Here is a 17,692-nt window from a genome sequence, read left to right on the forward strand (position 1 = left end):
TAGCCTGCTACCTATATCTGGTTGGAGAGAGAGGTTTGCGTTCGCTGCGTTTGTCCCCCTCCCCCCAGAGTAATGCAGCGAACCGCCCGTCATGCCATTTACAGTTCTCCCCCTACTGGTGGCATGGCGGGCCCTTCTCGCTTCGGACGAAAACACCCAGCAAACTCCAGCACTACTCCCATTATGCCCCGTGGTTTCTGGTCCTCCGAAGCGCTGTGAGGATCGGCATTGTATCGTCCGTCAGGCCCCTTCGGGTGTTGCAGGTACCGGCCGCCTGCTGAGCGCTATTTGATTAAACTTCGGAAAGGATGACTGGCGGCACGACGGAATTTTCTCGGTCCGTCGTTTTACGAATGACATTTCTACAGAGGAGACACATCATGACCATCGTCAAACCTGCCCGCCTTGCCGGTCTCGCTGCGCTTGCCATCATTGGGGCCGGTACGGCCTCTGCCGGTGAATGGCGTCTCGACCCGGCCCGCTGCCCCGATTTACGCGAAGACCGGATTGACCAGCGTATCGATTATGGCCGCGCTGACAGGCGCGAAGATATCCGCGACATGCGCCAAGTCAGCTGTCCGGCTTCGGCCTGGACCTATGTCCCGGCACCTGAAGAGCGCATGGCCCGCAAGCTGGCCTACTCAGGCCCGCGCCAGGTTTATGTCGCTCGGCATGACTACTATCAGATGCCAGCTCACAAGCATGGCAAACATACGGCTCCGGCGCTGATCAACATCGTAATCCGCTAAGATAATCCCAAGCGTTTCATGCTATCGATTTGCCATGAGAGATTCCCATAGCGGCGCATGCCTGTGTGGGGCTGTCCGATTTGAAATCGATGGCCCACTTGAACATTTTTATCTTTGCCATTGCAGCCGGTGTCGCAAGGACACCGGCTCTGCGCACGCCTCCACGCTTTTCTCGGGACGCGCGCATCTTGTCTGGCAGTCCGGCGCGGAACACATCCACACATTCGGTCTCGCAGGGACGCGCCACCAGAAGAGCTTCTGCACGCAATGCGGATCGGCGCTTCCCTACGCGCTGGAGGGCGGCCAAGGCATTGCTGTGCCCGCTGGCAGCCTGGATACGCCGATCACGCTGCCGCCCGAGGCCCACATATGCTGGGCCAGTCGTGCTGATTGGGAAGACCAGTTGGCAGACGCCCCGCGACTCGACGACCTGCCAAGCTAAATCGACTTCACCCACACCCTTGCTTTCACGGTAGTCTCTAGTAGACCGCCGCGCATGCTTACCATTTCAAATCTCGATTTTCAGGTCGAAGCCCGGCCCCTGTTTGAATCTGCCACGGCGCAGATCTCGGCCGGCTGGAAAGTCGGCCTTGTGGGCCGCAACGGCACGGGCAAATCCACCCTGCTGCGCCTGATCCGCGAGGATGTGGAAAACCCGCGCAATGACAGCGCCATCCGCCTGAATACCGGCGCCCGGCTCGGCTGGGTTGCACAGGAGGTCGCCGCCAGCGACGAGACCATTCTCGACGTCGTGCTCGCCGCTGACACAGAGCGCCACGCCCTGATGCAGGAATCCGAGACCGCGACCGACCCGGACCGCATCGGCGAAATTCATGAGCGCCTGCTCGACATTGATGCCTGGACCGCCGAGGCGCGCGCCGCCGAAGTGCTGAACGGCCTCGGCTTCACGACCGAAGATCTTGGCCGCGCCACGAAAGAATTCTCCGGCGGCTGGCGCATGCGCGCGGCGATTGCCGGCGTACTGTTCTCCCAACCGGATTTCCTGCTGCTCGACGAGCCGACCAACTATCTCGACCTTGAAGGTGCCGCCTGGCTCGAAACCTATATCAAGAAATATCCGTACACCGTCCTGATCGTCAGCCATGACCGCGAGCTGCTGAACCGCTGTGTCACGCACACAATGGCGCTGGAGCATCGCAAGCTCTCCATCACGCCGGGCGGCTATGATGACTGGCTGAAACTGCGCGCGGCCAAGCTCGCCCAGCTGGAATCCCAGAAAGCCAAACAGGACAAGGACCGCGAACACTTGCAGGCCTTCGTGGACCGGTTCCGCGCCAAGGCCTCCAAGGCCCGTCAGGCCCAGTCGCGCATCAAGATGCTGGAAAAGATGCAGGACATCTCCATCCCGGTGGGTGACCGCACGACGCCGTTCCACTTTGCCCCGCCAAAGGACAAGCTCGCCCCACCCATGCTGGAGCTGCGCAATGCCACGCTCGGCTATGGCGAGGACGCAGTCATCCTCGACAAGGTCAACCTTCGTCTGGACCCGGACGACCGCATCGCGATTGTCGGCGCAAACGGACAAGGCAAGACGACGCTGGTCAAATCCATCGGCGAACGCCTCTCGCTGATTGGCGGCGACCGGGTCGTGCCAAAGGCCGTGCGCATCGGCTATTTCTCGCAGGACCAGCTCGACGAACTCTCCGAAGGTGACAGCGTTCTGATGCACGTCCAGCGCATCATGCCGCCCGGCACACCGCCAGCGCGAGTCCGTGCAGCTGCCGCCGCGATGGGCTTCAGCCACGAGAAAGTGGAAACCAATGTCGAGAAGCTGTCGGGTGGCGAAAAGGTGCGCCTCCTGCTCGGCCTGATGTCATCGGCCGCGCCGCACATCCTGATCCTCGACGAGCCGACGTCCCACCTCGACATCGACAGCCGCGAAGCGCTGATCTACGCACTGAACGAATTCCCCGGCGCCGTCCTGCTGATTACCCACGATGTCTATCTCGCCGAGGCCACGGCCGACCGGCTCTGGCTGGTCAATAATGGCCGCGCCGCGCCCTATGATGGCGACCTCGCCGACTATCGCGCGCTCGTCATGAAGGCCGACCGCGACGATACGAAGGGCGCGAAGCCTGCCAAACAGGCCAAGCCCGCTGCGCCGAAGGAGATCACTCCCGAAGAGAAGAAACGCCTCAGCGCCCTGAAGAAAACCGCCCGCGACGCCGAAGACCGACTCGAAAAGGCCAATGCCGCCATCGCGAAGATCGACGCGAAACTTGCAAACGGCAATCCGCCGCCAAGCGAACTTGAGAAGCTCCTCAAAGACCGCGCCACCCACGCCGCCAAGGCCGACACCGCCGAAACCGAATGGATGGACGCTGCGGAAAAACTGGAAGCGGCGGAAGGGTAGGCGCTTTTGCCTCCCCTCATCGAGTCTGGGGCGATCTCAACTCCCCAAGACTGCCTGCATCAAAATCAGGGACAACAGCAGGATACCGCCAGCGGCGGAACAAGCGACAACAACATAGTGGAATGGCTTCTGGTCCCGATTTGTGAACACCAGGACCGCCTGAACCAATTGGACCGAACAGAACGCGGCAACGTACGCATTGCCCCAAATCAGATTTGCGGCGATGACGCCAACAAGGACCACCTCAAGGCCGAAAGCCACACGTCGCATTCTGAATTCCCGCTCCATTGCAAGTGTCCTTCCTGCCCAACGCGCCATGTTTGCTCTGGCGCGAATCCCAACTCAGACGCGCTTTGACACCCTACTCCGTCGCGCCTTCCAGCCCCAGCACCGACACATCCGCGCCCTGCGCCGCCAGCCCGCCCAGCACGTTCTCCTGCGTGCGCTCCAGATTATGGTGCCGCGCCGCTTCGCGCAGGGCCATCAGATCTTCCCGGGAAAGCCATTCCCCGTCCCGGATCATGGCGTCCGGCACGTGAAGACAGGATATATCCGCCAACGGATCACAGGCATAGAGCACCAGATCCGCCGCGCAGCGTTCTAGCGCGCAGCCATCCAGACCCTCCCGGTCCAGCACGACAGACGGCGCATGGGTCGCGGATTTCAGCGCCTCGAACGGCGTCAGCCCTCCCGCCACCATCAGGCGCAATTCGTCGACCATGGACAGGCCCGGCACATTGGTGAAAATGCCCGCATCCGTGCCCGCGACCAGCATCACGCCCTCTTCCTGGAAGATCTTCGTGACGCGCCCGTAAAAGGCATCGCTCTGCGCCGCCGGGCCCGGTGGCTGGCTCGCCCAGAATTCCTGATAGTCACGCTCGGTCTGCTGCACGACCGGGTTCAGCATCTCCGTCCCCGGACGGGTCAGCGCCGCGCCTTGTGTGTCGGCCACCCGCCAGAGATTGTGATAGGCCAGCAATGTCGGCGTCACCGGCACCTCCGCCGCCGCGATGCGCTTGGCCAGCGCCCGCGCCGCCGCTTCATCCTGCCGGTCGCTCAACCCGTGCCAGACAATCGACTCGACATGCTCGATGGTCTCGAAGCCATCGCCCAGCACCTCGCCAAACGCAATGTCGAACGGCGCCTCAAACGGCACACCCGGCCCGCGTACACCCTCCGGCGTGTGGCCCGTCACGATCAGGTTTCGCGCTTCCGCCTCTTGCCGCACCGCGTCATAGGCCTCGCGGGTCAGATTGGAGTACACTTTCAGCCGCGTGAAGCCCTGCTCAGCCTGCCACGCCACCGCCGCGCGCGCCTCCTCCTCGGTCTCGACCAATTGGTGGTTGACCTGCGCATTCGGGCCGGCGCTGTTGAGGATCGGCCCGGTGGTGACCAGGTGCGGCCCAAGTACATTCCCGGCCTCGACCTGCTCGGCCAAAGTCAGGTGAAACGGCAGGCCCGACATGTTGCGCACCCGCGTGACGCCCCAGGAGAGATACGCGCCCAGCTCCGCCTCATCCCAGATATGGACATGCATGTCCGTCAGGCCGGGGATCATGGTTAGCCCGCTGGCATCCTGCTCAGCGTCCGCAATCAGGCCCTCCCGCGTATCCGCCACGGCGATAATCGCGCCCTCATCCACCAGCACGAATACATCTTCGCGTACGTCTGGCGCCTTGCCCGAAAAGTCGACCACTCTTACATGCGAGATCAGCAGATCGCCTTCGAGCGGCGGGGCGGCGGGCTGGGTGGCACAGGCCGTCAACAGTGCGCCAAACACCAAGCTTGCCCGGCCTGCCCATTTGCGCGCGTTTGATCGGAATACCTCGGACACAGATTTGCGCATGATCCGGGCTCCAATCTCCTACTTCAGGGCGCGCCAGCCAATGTCGCGGCGGCAGAAGCCTTCCGGCCAGTCGATGGCATCGACGCCAGCATAGGCCCGTGTGACAGCTTCCTGCAAATCGTCACCGCTCGCCGTCACGGCCAGCACGCGCCCGCCATTGGCCACCAGTGCGCCGCCCTCGTCCATGTCCGTGCCCGCCTGGAACACGGTCACGCCGGGCAAGTCATTGGCAGACTTCACGCCGCGAATGACAGAGCCCTTGGCGTAGCTCCCCGGATAGCCTTCCGTAGCCAGAACAATTGTAGCCGTCGGTTCGAAACGGTCCAGCTCCAGCAGCGCCTCGAACGCTTCTTCATTACCCTCAAGGCCGCCCGTCGCTGCGCCGAGGATCGCCGGCACGATATCGCCCGCGAGGCCCTTCATCAGAACCTGGCATTCGGGGTCACCGAAGCGCGCATTGAACTCAACCACTTTCGGCCCGTCCGCCGTGACCATGATGCCGACATAGAGCACGCCCTGATACGGCATGCCGTCCGCCTTCATGCCCTTGAGCATGGGCTGGACGATCTCGGCCTTCACGCGGGCAAGGATTTCGTCCGTCACGACCGGCGCCGGCGCATAGGCGCCCATGCCGCCCGTATTCGGCCCGGTATCGCCATCGCCCGCGCGCTTGTGGTCCTGCGCGGCTGGCAGATAGATCGCGCCCGTGCCGTCGGTGATAACGAAAATGCTGGCTTCCTCGCCATGCATGAATTCCTCGATCACCAGCGTGGCCGACGCGTCGCCGAACTTGCCAGACAGCATCTCGTCGATCTCGGCATCGGCCTGCTCCAGCGTTTCCGCGATCACGACGCCCTTGCCGGCGGCAAGGCCATCGGCCTTCAGCACGTAGGGCGCTTCCAGCGTGCGCAGATAGGATTTCGCCAGCACCGGATCGGTGAATTCGCCATAGGCCGCGGTCGGCACACCATACTGAACCATGCGCGCCTTGGAGAAGGCTTTCGAGCTTTCCAGCTGCGCCGCCTGCTGGCTCGGCCCGAACACATCAAAGCCGCGCGCCCGCAAGATGTCCGACAGGCCCTCGGCCAGCGGCGCTTCCGGCCCGATCACGATCAGATCCGGTTCGACCTGCAGGGTCAGCTGCACCAGTTTCTGAATATCGGTAACGCCCACATCGAAACACGGGCCTTCCTCATCCATGCCGGGATTACCCGGAGTCGAATGCACCATGTCCACCAATGGCGACTGCGCCATTTTCCACGCCAGGGCATGTTCACGCCCGCCCGATCCGATCAGAAGTATGTTCATGACTGCGCTCATTGCGCAGGTTGGCGGCGGGAATCAAGCCCTCAGCGGCGGCCAGCAAGGGGAATGGCTCTCTTGCTATCCCCGTGTCACATACGGCGTAGATTGGAAAAAGCCGTTCTGTCATGGTCACTTGCGACCATGGTCCGCAGACCAGGTCGACACGAGTTCATCTGAGAGCCAATGCATTCAGGCTCTACAGCATGAAATCGCCATTTCCTCTCGCCGTTCACAGCCTCACCCGTTTCTGGTGGGATGCCGCCGATTATCTCGCATCGGCTGCTCAAAAGCGGCTTGGACTCTGTCCAGTTGCCGCCAAGCCCTTCCTGCCCCGCGCAGAGTTGGAGGATCTGGCTGGCCTCGTGGGATTTCTCGAAGCGATCCTCAGGCGCCTGTTCTGCCTTGCCGCTCTTGAACTCGGGCCCCTGCCGCGTCTCAACGCGAAACCGCAGGACCCGGACAAGGGTGCCAAGCATTTATCAAGCTCCACAATCTCACCCGCCGCGGAACCGGCGAGTCGCCGCCCGCGCTATCGCATTCCCCGCTTCCGCCTCATCGAAGCGACGAAAGCTACCCCTGCCACACCGCCAAGAGCCCGGTTTCGTACCGGTCCCCGCATCCGGTTCCTTGACGAAGAGACGCCCGTAGACTTGCGGGATTATCCTGCAAGCCCAACTGACATTTTACCGGCCGGAAAGCTCGTGCGACGCTTGCTGGCTGTTAACCACGCGCTGGATCACGCGGCCGAATACGTCGCCAGAATGCGCCAGATAATGGCGTCGGCCAGCCCTGTGCTGAAGCGTGCTGTGCCGCCCGTCTTCAAGACGCGAAAACTGAGGCATTTACAACAGGATAGCGCCTGCCAATTGCACGCGGCCACTTGGGATTTCCTGTCGCCGGACACGTCGTGAAATTTGCTGAAAACATGAGCTTTCCCGCGCGGTGCCACAAGGCATTCGCGGCGCTGGTCGTGGTTAAGCAAACCTTTCCGTCAGCGGAGAAATCCTGACCCCTGATTTTACCGAGAAGTTATCCAGTTCTGGCAATGTGCAAACCAGAACCTTTGGGCCAGGTGCGGCCAAAACCGGGGTGGGTAATGATGACGAACACGAATTTGATCAAGAGGACCGTCGAAACAATTCGCCGGTTCAAGGACGAAACACAGGGCAACATCGCGATCATTTTCGCGCTGATGACCATTCCGCTCTTCCTTCTCATGGGCTTTGCGATTGACCTGCAACAGGTCAACACCGCGAAAAACCGCGTCCAGTTCATTCTGGACAGCGCGGTTATCGCGGGTGCCCGCGAAATGCAGGAAGGCAAGAACGACACCGAAATCAAGACGTATATCGAGAACTATTTCAAATCGGCAATGAAGGCCCAGGGCAAAGGCACCGATTGTGCCGAACCCGTTGCGACCATTGCGAGCGAGTCTCAGGATCTTTCGGTGAAGGTGCGCTGTGCACAGCCGACATCGATCATGCAGATGACGGGCACGAAGGAATTGAACTTCTCCGTCACCTCCGCTTCGACCTACGGTATCGGTAAAGTCGACATCGCTTTCGTGTTCGACATCTCCGGGTCGATGGGCGGCACCAAGATGTCCGCTCTGAAAAGCGCGGCCGACACGGCGATCAATGTACTCGTGCCCGCAGACGATGACGGTACGACCGGCGAAGTCCGTATCGGAATGGCCTCCTATTCCTCCATGGTGGACGCAGGCGAGGACTATTTCTTCAAGGCAACCGGACAATTGCCAATTCGCACATACACCTTCTCGTACGATGAAACCTACGAGTCTGGTGGCGACTGGGAAGAGGTCTGCAAATGGAAAAAGAAAAGAGGAAAATGGTATTGGACGTGTGAAGATGAGTGGGTGCCTGAATACGACACCCGCACCGTCACCGAAACCAAGACGATCAACAATACTTGCGTCAAGGAACGTGTGGGTGACGAGCAATTCACCGACGAAGACCCAGGTCCATTCCAGTGGATCGAAGCCGCCGAAGCGTATGGCAGCGTCAACTGGAGAGGCGATGTCAGCTGGTACACAGAATCCTGCAACCCGATCGGTCCACTGCCCATGACCAGCAATCGCGACAAGCTGTTCGATTACATTGATGGCCTTAACGCCAGCGGCGGTACGGCTGGTCACCTCGGCATCGCCTGGGGCTGGTATCTGATCGCACCGGATTGGGATGTCGTCTGGCCCGCCGGCTCTGACCCTTATCCCTATGATGAGCCGGATTCGGCCAAGGCCATGATCATCATGACCGATGGTGAGTTCAACCAGGAATACGACACGTCCAACGGCGACTCCTTCGACCAGGCTGAAACAATGTGTGACGCCATCAAGGACCAAGGCATCAAAGTCTACACCGTCGCCTTCCAGGCCCCGGCTTCGGGTCAGGCCATCCTCAATTATTGTGCGTCGGGCGACGACTTCGCGTTTACTCCGGAAAGCTCCGAGGAACTGACCGAAGCCTATACCAAGATCGCCCAGTCCATTTCGGACCTGCGTATCCGGTATTGATCTCTCACTTTGGCAGCGGTGCGGGCGCATCGCTGCCAGTTTCTTCATCGAGATTTTTTTGCTTACAATACAATGTAATGGCCCGAGGGTCACAAGGGCACGCCCTTCCTGGGCGGGCGGCTCGGCCGCCTGATCTGGGTTATGGACAAATGCCTCTGATTCACAGTAAAAAAGATGTTGATAACAGCGCATTGTGCGTTGGACATTTTTTTTCGGGAGCCCCGTCATGAAGCGGGATCGTCTGTCTAGCGCTCCCTCACCGGTTGCCCCTGCCTTGTCAGCAGCGGAGAGCTCTTGGCTTAGCGCCATTATCACATCGTCATCCGATGCGATCATTTCAAAGAACCTGGACGGTATCATTGCCAGCTGGAACCCGGCCGCCGAACGCGTGTTCGGTTACACACCTCAGGAGATCATAGGCCAGTCGATCCGCGTATTGATCCCGGAAGATCGCCAAAGTGAAGAGGATGAAATCCTCGCTACAATCCAGGCCGGCCGCACCGTGGCGGATTTCGAGACAATCCGTCTTCACAAGGACGGCAGCGCAATCCCCATCATGGTCACGGTCTCTCCCGTTCATGATAAAAGCGGCACGATTGTTGGCGCCTCGAAAATCGTGCGTGACATCTCTCGCGAGCACGAGAATCAAGAACGCCTCCGCCAGAGCGAAGCCCAGTTCAAGGCGCTCGCAGACAACATCCCTCAGCTGGCTTGGATGTCGGACCCTGAAGGTCAAATCTTCTGGTACAACAAGCGCTGGTATGAATATACCGGGGCCGACGAAGAAACGACACGCGGACATGGCTGGCGCTCCGTGCACCATCCCGAACATGAAGCGCGCGCCACCGAACATTTCCTGAATTCGCTGAAGACCGGACAAGTCTGGGAAGACACATTTCCCCTGCGCGGCAAGAATGGAAAATTCCGCTGGTTCCTGTCTCGCGCGCTGCCCATCCACGACAAGGATGGCCAGATCGAGATGTGGTTCGGCACCAATACCGACGTGACCGAACAGAAACAACGCGAGGAGCAGATCCAGCTTCTACTGGGCGAGGTAAACCACCGCGCCAAGAACATGCTGACCCTTGTTCAGGCGATTGCGCGCCAGACCATGGCCAGCGGCGACAATTTCATGGATCGCTTTGCTGAGCGTATGCGCTCGCTGGCCTCCAGTCAGGACTTGCTGGTCAGTTCCGGCTGGCGCGGCGCGCGGGTCGAAGACATCATGAATTCCCAGCTCGCGCACCTGGAAGACTTCATCGGCACCCGGATCAAACTGGAAGGCCCGCATGTGCGTCTGACTTCCGCAGCGGCGCAGTCGCTCGGCATGGCTCTCCACGAGCTTGCCACCAATGCTGGCAAGTATGGCGCCTTGTCCAATGATACCGGCCAAGTCGATATTCGTTGGAACATCCGTCAGGAAGACGGTACGAACCGATTTGAAATCAGCTGGACGGAAAGCGGCGGCCCACCCGTCATTGCCCCCGACCGGCGCGGCTTCGGCTCAACGGTCATCGAGCGGATGACACGGATCGCCTTTGGATATCCAGTCAAGCTAGACTTTGCGCCTGAAGGCTTGCACTGGCACCTCATCAGCGTTGATGACCGAGTTTTCGAAGCCGACTTCGTGGCAGAAGTGAAAGACTCGTCTGTAGACCTGTCCCGTTCTCCCCGTTCGCCTGCGACGGCTCAATCATCCACTGCCGGACGACGCGTACTCGTCGTCGAAGATGAAGCAATCATCGCCATCGACATGGCAGCCGCCCTGGAAGATGCCGGTTTCTGCGTGGTCGGTCCGGTGGGATCTGTTTACGAGGCGATGAAACTCCTGGACGAGCAAGTGTGCGATTGCGCCGTTCTGGACATCAACCTTGCAGGCGAAACCTCAGCGCCCCTGGCAAGTCGCCTGCTCACAAGCGAAATTCCTTTTGTGACCGTGTCTGGCAACACACAAGAATCGATAACTGAAGAATTCAGTCAGTCACCTTTCCTGTCAAAACCAATTGTGACGAGCAAGCTGTTGTCGAAACTGTCGACAATCCTGCGCGAGCCTGACCACGTGGTCAGTTAAGAAAAATCACATCACGAAAGAATCGAATTCCGTTTTCAGCAGAGGCGCTTCAACAGTTATCTGAAGGCCATCCTCCGTGATCGTGCGAGTTGAAACCAACTTTGGAAACATATCGAACAACCGCGTTCCGAAGCCCACCCGTTTCGGGGGCTGAATGCCAGGGACGCCGGTTTCGGTCCACGTAACATACAACGTATCGCCCTTCAGGGTCCACTCTACGGTCAGATACCCGGTCGGCGTGCTGAAGCAACCAAACTTTCGCGCATTCGCCGTCAGTTCGTGCACGATCAGTGCCGCGTCCTTGCTGCCTTTCACCGACAGGATCGTATCGTTGCCTTTCAGCGTGTAGCGCTCGCTGCCCCGGCCCAGCATCCCGTCGAGTTCCTCGATCATGATCTTGCGCAGGCTCAAACCCGTCCAGTCATTTCGCGTGAGATTGGAATAGACCCGGCTCATGGAGACAAGCCGCTCATTGAAGTCATCGACAAATGTGTCGACGCTTTCAGCGCTCTCTCCTGAAATACGGGAGGTCGCCATGATGACAGAAAACATGTTCCGGATCCGGTGAGCCAGTTCATTTTGCATGAAGTCATTCTGGCGCTGCAACTCCATCTGGGCGGTAATGTCCTCGGCCCGCTGGATCATGTGGGTCACGACACCATCATCATTCCGGTAGGGGTCCTGAACGGCCTGCCACATTCTGGTTTGAACCGTGCCATCCGGCTGTTTCAGCTCGTAGGGCTGTGCTTCCAAACGGGTCTGCACGCCCTCAAACACCCGACGAAACTTCGCCTCAACTGGATCTTGACGCTCTTCGACATCCGGGAAAATCTCAAAGATGTATTTCTGCCGAATATTTGCCCATTCCGTATTGGTCGCAGTCAAATATGCCTTGTTCGCATACACAAAGCGCAGGTCCCGATCGAGCACCATCAACGGAACCGTCCACCTGTCAGCGACCTCTCGGAAACTCAAATCTCCGGTGATTTCCTGCGTCTGAGAATCCTGATCCATGACATCCTCACTGGACTACGTAGAAAGTCTGCACCCTCGCGCACTTCCGTTAACCTTGAATGACCAAATAGGGCCAATGTCAGCGCACTTGCCCTTGCCGCTGCGAGGTTTATGACTGTCGGAATGCCTTCTGAATCGCCCCCCTCCAATGATGTCGCCCTGTCCGTATCTGATCTCGCCGCAAGCCTGAAACGGACGGTGGAGACCAATTACGATCATGTCGTCGTGCGCGGTGAGCTCGGCCGGGTCACAATTGCGCGTTCCGGCCACATGTATTGTGACCTGAAGGATGAACGGGCAGTTTTGAACACTGTAATGTGGAAAGGCCAAGTGAGCCGCCTGCCCTTCAAGCCCGAAGAAGGACTTGAAGTCATCGCTACTGGCCGACTCTCCATTTATGAGGGGCGCTCAAATTACCAGATGATCGCCGCCTCCATGCGCCCGGCTGGCGCGGGGGCGCTGATGGCGCTGCTGGAGGAGCGGAAGAAGAAATTCGCTGCCGAAGGCCTGTTTGCCCCGGAACACAAGAAGCCTTTACCCTATCTGCCTCGCACAATCGGCGTGGTCACCAGCCCGACCGGCGCAGTCATCCGGGATATTCTGCACCGCATCGGGGACCGCTTCCCGGTTCGCGTCATCGTCTGGCCGGCGCTGGTTCAGGGCGACAGCGCCGCAGGCCAGATCACGGCAGGTATCCAGGGCTTCAACGCCATGACTGGCGCCGACCGACCCGACGTGCTGATCGTTGCGCGCGGCGGGGGCTCGATCGAGGACCTCTGGCCATTCAACGAGGAAAATGTCGTCCGCGCGGCCTTCAACAGTGAGATCCCGCTGATCTCTGCCGTCGGTCACGAGACCGACACGACCCTGATCGACTATGTATCTGATGCACGCGCGCCCACTCCGACCGGCGCGGCAGAAATCGCGGTACCGGTTCGCTCCGAGCTGCTGCTGACAACCGGCGAACAGGGTGAACGCCTCAAGCGCGCCTTGGCCCGCCGCACCGGGCAGGCCAGGGACAAGCTGGCTGCGGCCCGCCTACCCCGACCAGAAGCCTTGCTTCAGCCCAAACGCCAACGCCTGGACTATGCCAGCGCCAGCTTGCCCAAGGCCGCGCTCGCCCTTGTCCAGACGGCCCGCCTTCGGCTGTCTCGGCTCGCGATTAGTCCGGCCAGCCTGAAATCGGATATACGCGCGTCGAAACAGCGCCTGCGCGACACAGCTGTTCGCGCCCGCCCGGCACTGGCCCGTTTGATCGAAACCCGCCGCACCGCCCTCGCCTCTCAGGGAAAGTTGCTTGAGACCCTGTCGTACCAGTCCACACTGAAGCGCGGTTACACTATTGTACGCGACACGAACGGAAACCTGATCCGCTCAGCCGGTGCCGCTGCGGCGAGCGACGCTTTCAAGATCAGCTTTGGCGATGGTGACGTAATCGCCCACCCGGATGGATCCAGCCCCCCAACGGCCGCAAAGCCTGCCAAAGCGAAGCCCAAGGGCGATCAAGGCTCCCTGTTCTAGCTTTCCGGCGCTGAATGCCTCCTCACAACTTCCGCGGTGATTCCCTCACTGCGCTGCCAGATTGTTAAGCAAACGTGCACGGTGTGACAAAATGGCTTCGCTTGATCGCCTGCGCCATAGTTGGAAATAGTTCATCCGTATACCTCTTGCACGTATCAACAATCTAACTTTCCAGAAGTTTTCGTGACAATTTCGTTGAATTTATCGCGCTCCGCGCGAACGCCTGTTCTGCAGTATTTGCTGTAGCAAAACTTTCATTTGAGCCCATTCACCCCACTGCGTACCCAGCGCGCGACAGCGCACGGGGCGCCTTCACAATGGGTTCAATCATGAAACATGCATACCTTTCCGCGACGGCCGTGGCCGCGCTTAGCCTTTCCGGGCAATTGTCCGCTCACGCACAGGAATCGGGAGCCGAACAGACTCGCCACCTACAGGTCGTCACCGTCACCACACAAAAGCAGCAGCAATCCTTGATTGATGTGCCAATTAACGTCTCGGTCGCCGACCAGGACTTGATCGACCTGCTGGCCGCAGACGATTTCGAAGACCTCGGCAACTTTGTTCCGGGCTTGCAGGTTCAGGCCCAGAGCCTCAACGCACCGAGCTATTCCCTGCGCGGCGTCGTCTCAGATGGCGGCACGCCTCGCGTTGCCATGTTCCAGAACGGTGTTGCCATCGGTAATGTGTCGTTCGCCACCAACCTTGCCATCTATGACATGGAACGGGTCGAAATCGTCAAAGGCCCACAAGCGACCCTGTTCGGCCAGGGCGCCCTGGTCGGCGGTGTGAACTTCATCCAGAACCGCGCCTCTCTTGAAGGAAATTCCGGCAAGGTCAGCCTCGAAGGTGGCGATTACAGCTCGGTGCGCGCGGAAGGCCACTACAACTACGTGCTCAGCGACACACTGGCACTACGCGTAGCTGGACAGGTCAAGAATATGGACGGCTATGTGCCGAACACAGCCAATTCACCCGACCTGATGGGTCAGGACACGCTGGCCCTGCGCTCCGCATTGCACTGGGAGCCGACCGAAAAGCTCCGCGCCGACCTGTTCGTCAACTATCAGGATGACGACTCCACCGGCACGCAGTTCACCTCCGGCTTCTTTGAAGTGAACGGGAAAGTCGACCCGTTCGGCGCCACCGCCATGAACGTCAATGACGATCAGGTCCGCGGCAAGCTCGGCAATGACCGCGAGCTGTTTTATGTCACCGCCAATGTGGAATACGATCTCAATGATGCCTGGTCACTGACCTCGCTCACTGACTATCGCAACCTGTTCTCGAACGAAGCCTGGGATTCCGACGGCGCAGCCTTCAATCTTCTGCAATTCTACCAGGGGCGCCAAGCGAATACGTTCAGCCAGGAACTGCGCCTGAACTATGATGATGGTGGCAAACTGTCCGCCTTCTTCGGTGGCAATTACTTTACGGTCAGCGGCAAGGACGAATTGATCTTCTCAACCGACGAAGCCTATGCGCAGTCCCTGTTTGCGCCGTCTCTCGCTGCCGCTGTGGCCCCCGGCGCATCTGTCGAGCAACTGGGTGCGCAGCTGGCCTTTCTTGGCCTGCCCGGCGGTGAAAACCTCGGCAGCTTTGATACGCCGCTTCAGTATTCCATGCTCGCATTCCTGCTGGGGGGCAGCATTGTTCCGCTCTATGACGAACACCTCGAGCAACAGGTCGCGACTTACGGACGTGACACGTATGATCTCTTCGGCGACGTGACCTATCAATTGACCGACCGGCTCGAAGTCACCGGTGGTCTTCGCTACACGCAAGAGGAATTGTCGGCCAGCACGCGCGCAGCGATCCTGAAGTCCAACCCATATCTTGGTGGCCTGAACGGCGTGACGATGGGCCCGAGCATGCTGCTCAGCGCAGCGACGTTGAATAACGAAGCCTTCGGGTCCGCTGATACGGATGGCGCTTTCACCTGGCGCCTGAACGCGGCCTACCGTGTCTCTGAAAACGTGAACGCCTGGGTTGCCTATGGTCGTGGCCGCCGCCCGGAAGTGCTGTCAGCCTCTGGCGCGGACTATAATGTCATCGACGCGGAAACGCTGGACAATATCGAGGCTGGCTTCTTTGGTCGCTTCTGGGACAACCGCTTCCAGATGACCAGTTCGGTCTATTATGGTGAGTACAAGGACTTCCAGACCACACGCTTCGATCCGATCCAGGGTATCTTCATCACCGAGAATTCGGGCAATGCCACCCAGTATGGCCTCGAATTCGATGGTCAGGCCCTGATCACCGACAACATCCGCCTGCTCGGCACCTATGCCTACACGCATTCGGAATATGACGACGAAGATGACAATGGAAACCCGCTGCAGTTTGCCGGCAACAGCTTCCGCATCAGCCCGGAGCACAGCTTCTCCCTCGCAGCCGACATCACCATCCCGGCTGGCGAGCGCGGCGACTTCTCGATCGTACCGAGCTATGTCTGGAAAGATCATCACTATTTCGAAGATGACAATGGCTACGACTATGCGGCGGACGGCGCGGGCGGCTTTGCTCGTGTGCGTGAATCCTATCCGGACGGAACCTTTGTGGAAGAAGAGCAGGACGCCTATGGCGTCGCCAATCTCCGTCTCGGTTTCGACAGCGCAGATGACGCATGGGGCGTCTATGTTCTCGGCGAGAACATCTTCGATGAGGAATACCTGATCGACGTTGGCAATACCGGCGGCGCGTTCGGCCTGCACACGATCATCCGTGGCAAGCCGCAAATGCTGAAAGCTGGCGCCTACATCAAGTTCTAGGCGATTGACCCACCGGGGCGGACCCGAGTTCGCCCCGGATCTCTCACACAGGAATCATTCCATGAGAAAATACCTGATCCTTGCCAGCCTGTTTCTGGCCGCCTGCAATCAGGCGGCACATACGATCGCACCTGCCGGATCTCCGGCGGAGACACAGACCAATGGCGCCGCAGAGACTGAAGCGTCCGCTGCTTACAAGACGCTCGACGGTACGCCGCCGATCATTATTGCGCATCGCGGGGCCAGCGGCCTCTATCCCGAACACACGCTGAAAGCCTATCAAACGGCCATTGATCAGGGAGCTGACTTCATAGAGCCTGACCTGGTGATGACAAAGGACGGCGTGCTTGTTGCCAATCATGATGGGTATCTGTCTGACACGACGAATGTCTCCGAGCATGCGGAATTCGCTGGCCGCAAGACCGTTCGCAAGACACCGATGGGGGATCTTGATGACTGGTGGTCGGATGATTTCACACTGGCCGAACTGAAAACACTGAAAGCCATCCAGCGCGTCGAAGGCCGCTCGCATGAGCATGACGGCCAGTATGACATTGCGACCTTTGACGAAATCGTTGATCTGGTTCTCGAAAATGCTGACGCAGGCCGCCCGGTCGGCCTGCACATTGAAGCCAAATGGCCCGCGAACTTCTCCGCTGCCGGGCTCGACATGGTCGACCCAATCCTCAACACGATCAGTGAGCGTGGCCTGGTCGAAGCAGGTATTCCGATCTTCATACAATGCTTCGAGCCGACCTTCCTCGCTCAGGTCGCCGCCAAGAGTGACCTGCCTTTGATCCAGAACCTTGTCGGCCCGCCCTATGCCGCACTGCTGGGCCTCGACATGAAGCTGGAAGATATCCCCACAATGGGCGTCGGTGCTCACAAGGCGATGATTCTCACGCCGGAGGGCGGCACGACCGATTATGTCGCCCGTGCCCACGAACTCGGTAAAATCGTGCACGTCTACACCGTCCGCGACGACGAGCCCGTTGAAGGCTTCGACTCTGCGGAACAGGAACTGAAAGTCCTGATCGAGGCGGGTGTCGACGGCATCTGGACTGACTATCCCGAGACGGCAATCAATGTTCGCGACGGGGCCGAGTAGTCGCAAAAAATCAAGTACGGCAGAAGCCGTACCTACTCCCTGACAAGACTGGCGATCCAGAAGGGTCGCCAGTTTTTTCTTGCGGACAAGAAAAAGGCCCCGCCAGCAAACAGCCGGCGGGGCCTGATACGAAATCGTTGATCTGGCCTTAGCTGATGTCTTCCGACAGAACCGTCATCTGGAACTGGTAGGAAGTTTCACCCTCGTCCACATCCTTGTAAACGACGGCCAGAAATTCGGCGCCGAGATAGCATTCGACGGAATCATCGGTCTTGTCGCGGGCGACCAGGCGCAGGCCCGGATGCAGTTTTTCCTTGAGATAGGCTTCAAGGCGCAGCGTTTCTTCGCGCTCCATAATCGGGCTCCTTCAGGTCTTTTGGTTCGCGGCGCAACGTAGAGG

General features: G+C 59.4%; 14 protein-coding genes. 9 read left to right on the forward strand and 5 right to left on the reverse strand.

The window, feature by feature from the left end; genetic code table 11:
• Positions 1-380 precede the first annotated feature (380 nt).
• The 3 genes from B2P82_RS15490 to B2P82_RS15500 are packed head-to-tail and all read left to right on the forward strand — an operon-like array spanning position 381 to position 3,123.
• Positions 381-749 (forward strand): hypothetical protein, encoded by a 369-nt coding sequence (locus B2P82_RS15490; RefSeq protein ID WP_290497886.1) that lies wholly within the window; start codon positions 381-383, stop codon positions 747-749.
• Between the two features lie 34 nt (positions 750-783).
• A complete protein-coding gene (locus tag B2P82_RS15495; protein WP_290497887.1) occupies positions 784-1,191 on the forward strand; it encodes a GFA family protein in 408 nt (135 codons plus the stop codon).
• A gap of 54 nt (positions 1,192-1,245) precedes the next feature.
• Positions 1,246-3,123 carry an ABC-F family ATP-binding cassette domain-containing protein gene (locus B2P82_RS15500; RefSeq protein WP_290497888.1) on the forward strand — a complete coding sequence of 626 codons (1,878 nt, stop codon included), beginning with the start codon at positions 1,246-1,248 and terminating at the stop codon, positions 3,121-3,123.
• Between the two features lie 36 nt (positions 3,124-3,159).
• On the opposite strand, the gene B2P82_RS15505 is transcribed toward B2P82_RS15500, so the two are convergent.
• From B2P82_RS15505 to purD, 3 genes are all read right to left on the reverse strand, one after another.
• Positions 3,160-3,393 (reverse strand): hypothetical protein, encoded by a 234-nt coding sequence (locus tag B2P82_RS15505; protein WP_290497890.1) that lies wholly within the window; start codon positions 3,391-3,393, stop codon positions 3,160-3,162.
• 91 nt (positions 3,394-3,484) lie between these two features.
• Positions 3,485-4,969: an amidohydrolase family protein gene (locus B2P82_RS15510; protein ID WP_290497892.1), complete on the reverse strand. Its 1,485-nt coding sequence runs from the start codon at positions 4,967-4,969 to the stop codon at positions 3,485-3,487.
• 18 nt (positions 4,970-4,987) lie between these two features.
• Complete coding sequence (gene purD, locus B2P82_RS15515; protein ID WP_290497894.1) at positions 4,988-6,277, reverse strand: phosphoribosylamine--glycine ligase; 1,290 nt, start codon at positions 6,275-6,277, stop codon at positions 4,988-4,990.
• 200 nt (positions 6,278-6,477) lie between these two features.
• Between purD and B2P82_RS15520 the strand changes: the two genes are divergently transcribed.
• The 3 genes from B2P82_RS15520 to B2P82_RS15530 all read left to right on the forward strand — a co-directional run bounded on the left by B2P82_RS15520 (position 6,478) and on the right by B2P82_RS15530 (position 10,878).
• Positions 6,478-7,185, forward strand: a complete 708-nt coding sequence (locus B2P82_RS15520) for a hypothetical protein (protein WP_290497896.1) — start codon at positions 6,478-6,480, stop codon at positions 7,183-7,185.
• Between the two features lie 185 nt (positions 7,186-7,370).
• Complete coding sequence (locus B2P82_RS15525) at positions 7,371-8,807, forward strand: TadE/TadG family type IV pilus assembly protein (protein ID WP_290497898.1); 1,437 nt, start codon at positions 7,371-7,373, stop codon at positions 8,805-8,807.
• A gap of 226 nt (positions 8,808-9,033) precedes the next feature.
• A complete protein-coding gene (locus B2P82_RS15530) occupies positions 9,034-10,878 on the forward strand; it encodes a PAS domain S-box protein (protein ID WP_290497900.1) in 1,845 nt (614 codons plus the stop codon).
• 6 nt (positions 10,879-10,884) lie between these two features.
• Here B2P82_RS15530 and B2P82_RS15535 read toward each other — a convergent pair whose 3' ends face one another.
• Entirely contained in the window at positions 10,885-11,892 is a 1,008-nt protein-coding gene (locus B2P82_RS15535; protein ID WP_290497902.1) for a sensor histidine kinase, read from the reverse strand.
• A gap of 123 nt (positions 11,893-12,015) precedes the next feature.
• Between B2P82_RS15535 and xseA the strand changes: the two genes are divergently transcribed.
• The 3 genes from xseA to B2P82_RS15550 all read left to right on the forward strand — a co-directional run bounded on the left by xseA (position 12,016) and on the right by B2P82_RS15550 (position 17,292).
• Positions 12,016-13,413 carry an exodeoxyribonuclease VII large subunit gene (gene xseA, locus B2P82_RS15540; RefSeq protein ID WP_290497903.1) on the forward strand — a complete coding sequence of 466 codons (1,398 nt, stop codon included), beginning with the start codon at positions 12,016-12,018 and terminating at the stop codon, positions 13,411-13,413.
• A gap of 329 nt (positions 13,414-13,742) precedes the next feature.
• On the forward strand, positions 13,743-16,184 hold the full coding sequence (locus tag B2P82_RS15545; protein ID WP_290497904.1) for a TonB-dependent receptor: 2,442 nt from the start codon (positions 13,743-13,745) through the stop codon (positions 16,182-16,184).
• Positions 16,185-16,245: 61 nt separating this feature from the next.
• Positions 16,246-17,292, forward strand: a complete 1,047-nt coding sequence (locus B2P82_RS15550; protein WP_290497906.1) for a glycerophosphodiester phosphodiesterase family protein — start codon at positions 16,246-16,248, stop codon at positions 17,290-17,292.
• Between the two features lie 148 nt (positions 17,293-17,440).
• Here the strand turns inward: B2P82_RS15550 and B2P82_RS15555 are convergent, their stop codons facing one another.
• Positions 17,441-17,647: a DUF3126 family protein gene (locus B2P82_RS15555; RefSeq protein WP_027836519.1), complete on the reverse strand. Its 207-nt coding sequence runs from the start codon at positions 17,645-17,647 to the stop codon at positions 17,441-17,443.
• Positions 17,648-17,692 lie beyond the last annotated feature (45 nt).

The sequence above is a fragment of the Hyphomonas sp. UBA4494 genome (genome assembly GCF_002388935.1).
GTDB lineage: Bacteria > Pseudomonadota > Alphaproteobacteria > Caulobacterales > Hyphomonadaceae > Hyphomonas.

Excerpts from the sequence above, each read along its gene's own strand:
- B2P82_RS15520 (WP_290497896.1), top strand. The coding sequence starts at position 6,478 with ATGAAATCGCCATTTCCTCTCGCCGTTCACAGCCTCACCCGTTTCTGG.
- B2P82_RS15510 (WP_290497892.1), bottom strand. The coding sequence starts at position 4,969 with ATGCGCAAATCTGTGTCCGAGGTATTCCGATCAAACGCGCGCAAATGG.
- B2P82_RS15545 (WP_290497904.1), top strand. The coding sequence starts at position 13,743 with ATGAAACATGCATACCTTTCCGCGACGGCCGTGGCCGCGCTTAGCCTT.
- xseA (WP_290497903.1), top strand. The coding sequence starts at position 12,016 with ATGCCTTCTGAATCGCCCCCCTCCAATGATGTCGCCCTGTCCGTATCT.
- B2P82_RS15500 (WP_290497888.1), top strand. The coding sequence starts at position 1,246 with ATGCTTACCATTTCAAATCTCGATTTTCAGGTCGAAGCCCGGCCCCTG.
- B2P82_RS15525 (WP_290497898.1), top strand. The coding sequence starts at position 7,371 with ATGATGACGAACACGAATTTGATCAAGAGGACCGTCGAAACAATTCGC.
- B2P82_RS15555 (WP_027836519.1), bottom strand. The coding sequence starts at position 17,647 with ATGGAGCGCGAAGAAACGCTGCGCCTTGAAGCCTATCTCAAGGAAAAA.
- B2P82_RS15535 (WP_290497902.1), bottom strand. The coding sequence starts at position 11,892 with ATGGATCAGGATTCTCAGACGCAGGAAATCACCGGAGATTTGAGTTTC.
- B2P82_RS15490 (WP_290497886.1), top strand. The coding sequence starts at position 381 with ATGACCATCGTCAAACCTGCCCGCCTTGCCGGTCTCGCTGCGCTTGCC.
- purD (WP_290497894.1), bottom strand. The coding sequence starts at position 6,277 with ATGAACATACTTCTGATCGGATCGGGCGGGCGTGAACATGCCCTGGCG.
- B2P82_RS15505 (WP_290497890.1), bottom strand. The coding sequence starts at position 3,393 with ATGCGACGTGTGGCTTTCGGCCTTGAGGTGGTCCTTGTTGGCGTCATC.
- B2P82_RS15495 (WP_290497887.1), top strand. The coding sequence starts at position 784 with ATGAGAGATTCCCATAGCGGCGCATGCCTGTGTGGGGCTGTCCGATTT.
- B2P82_RS15530 (WP_290497900.1), top strand. The coding sequence starts at position 9,034 with ATGAAGCGGGATCGTCTGTCTAGCGCTCCCTCACCGGTTGCCCCTGCC.
- B2P82_RS15550 (WP_290497906.1), top strand. The coding sequence starts at position 16,246 with ATGAGAAAATACCTGATCCTTGCCAGCCTGTTTCTGGCCGCCTGCAAT.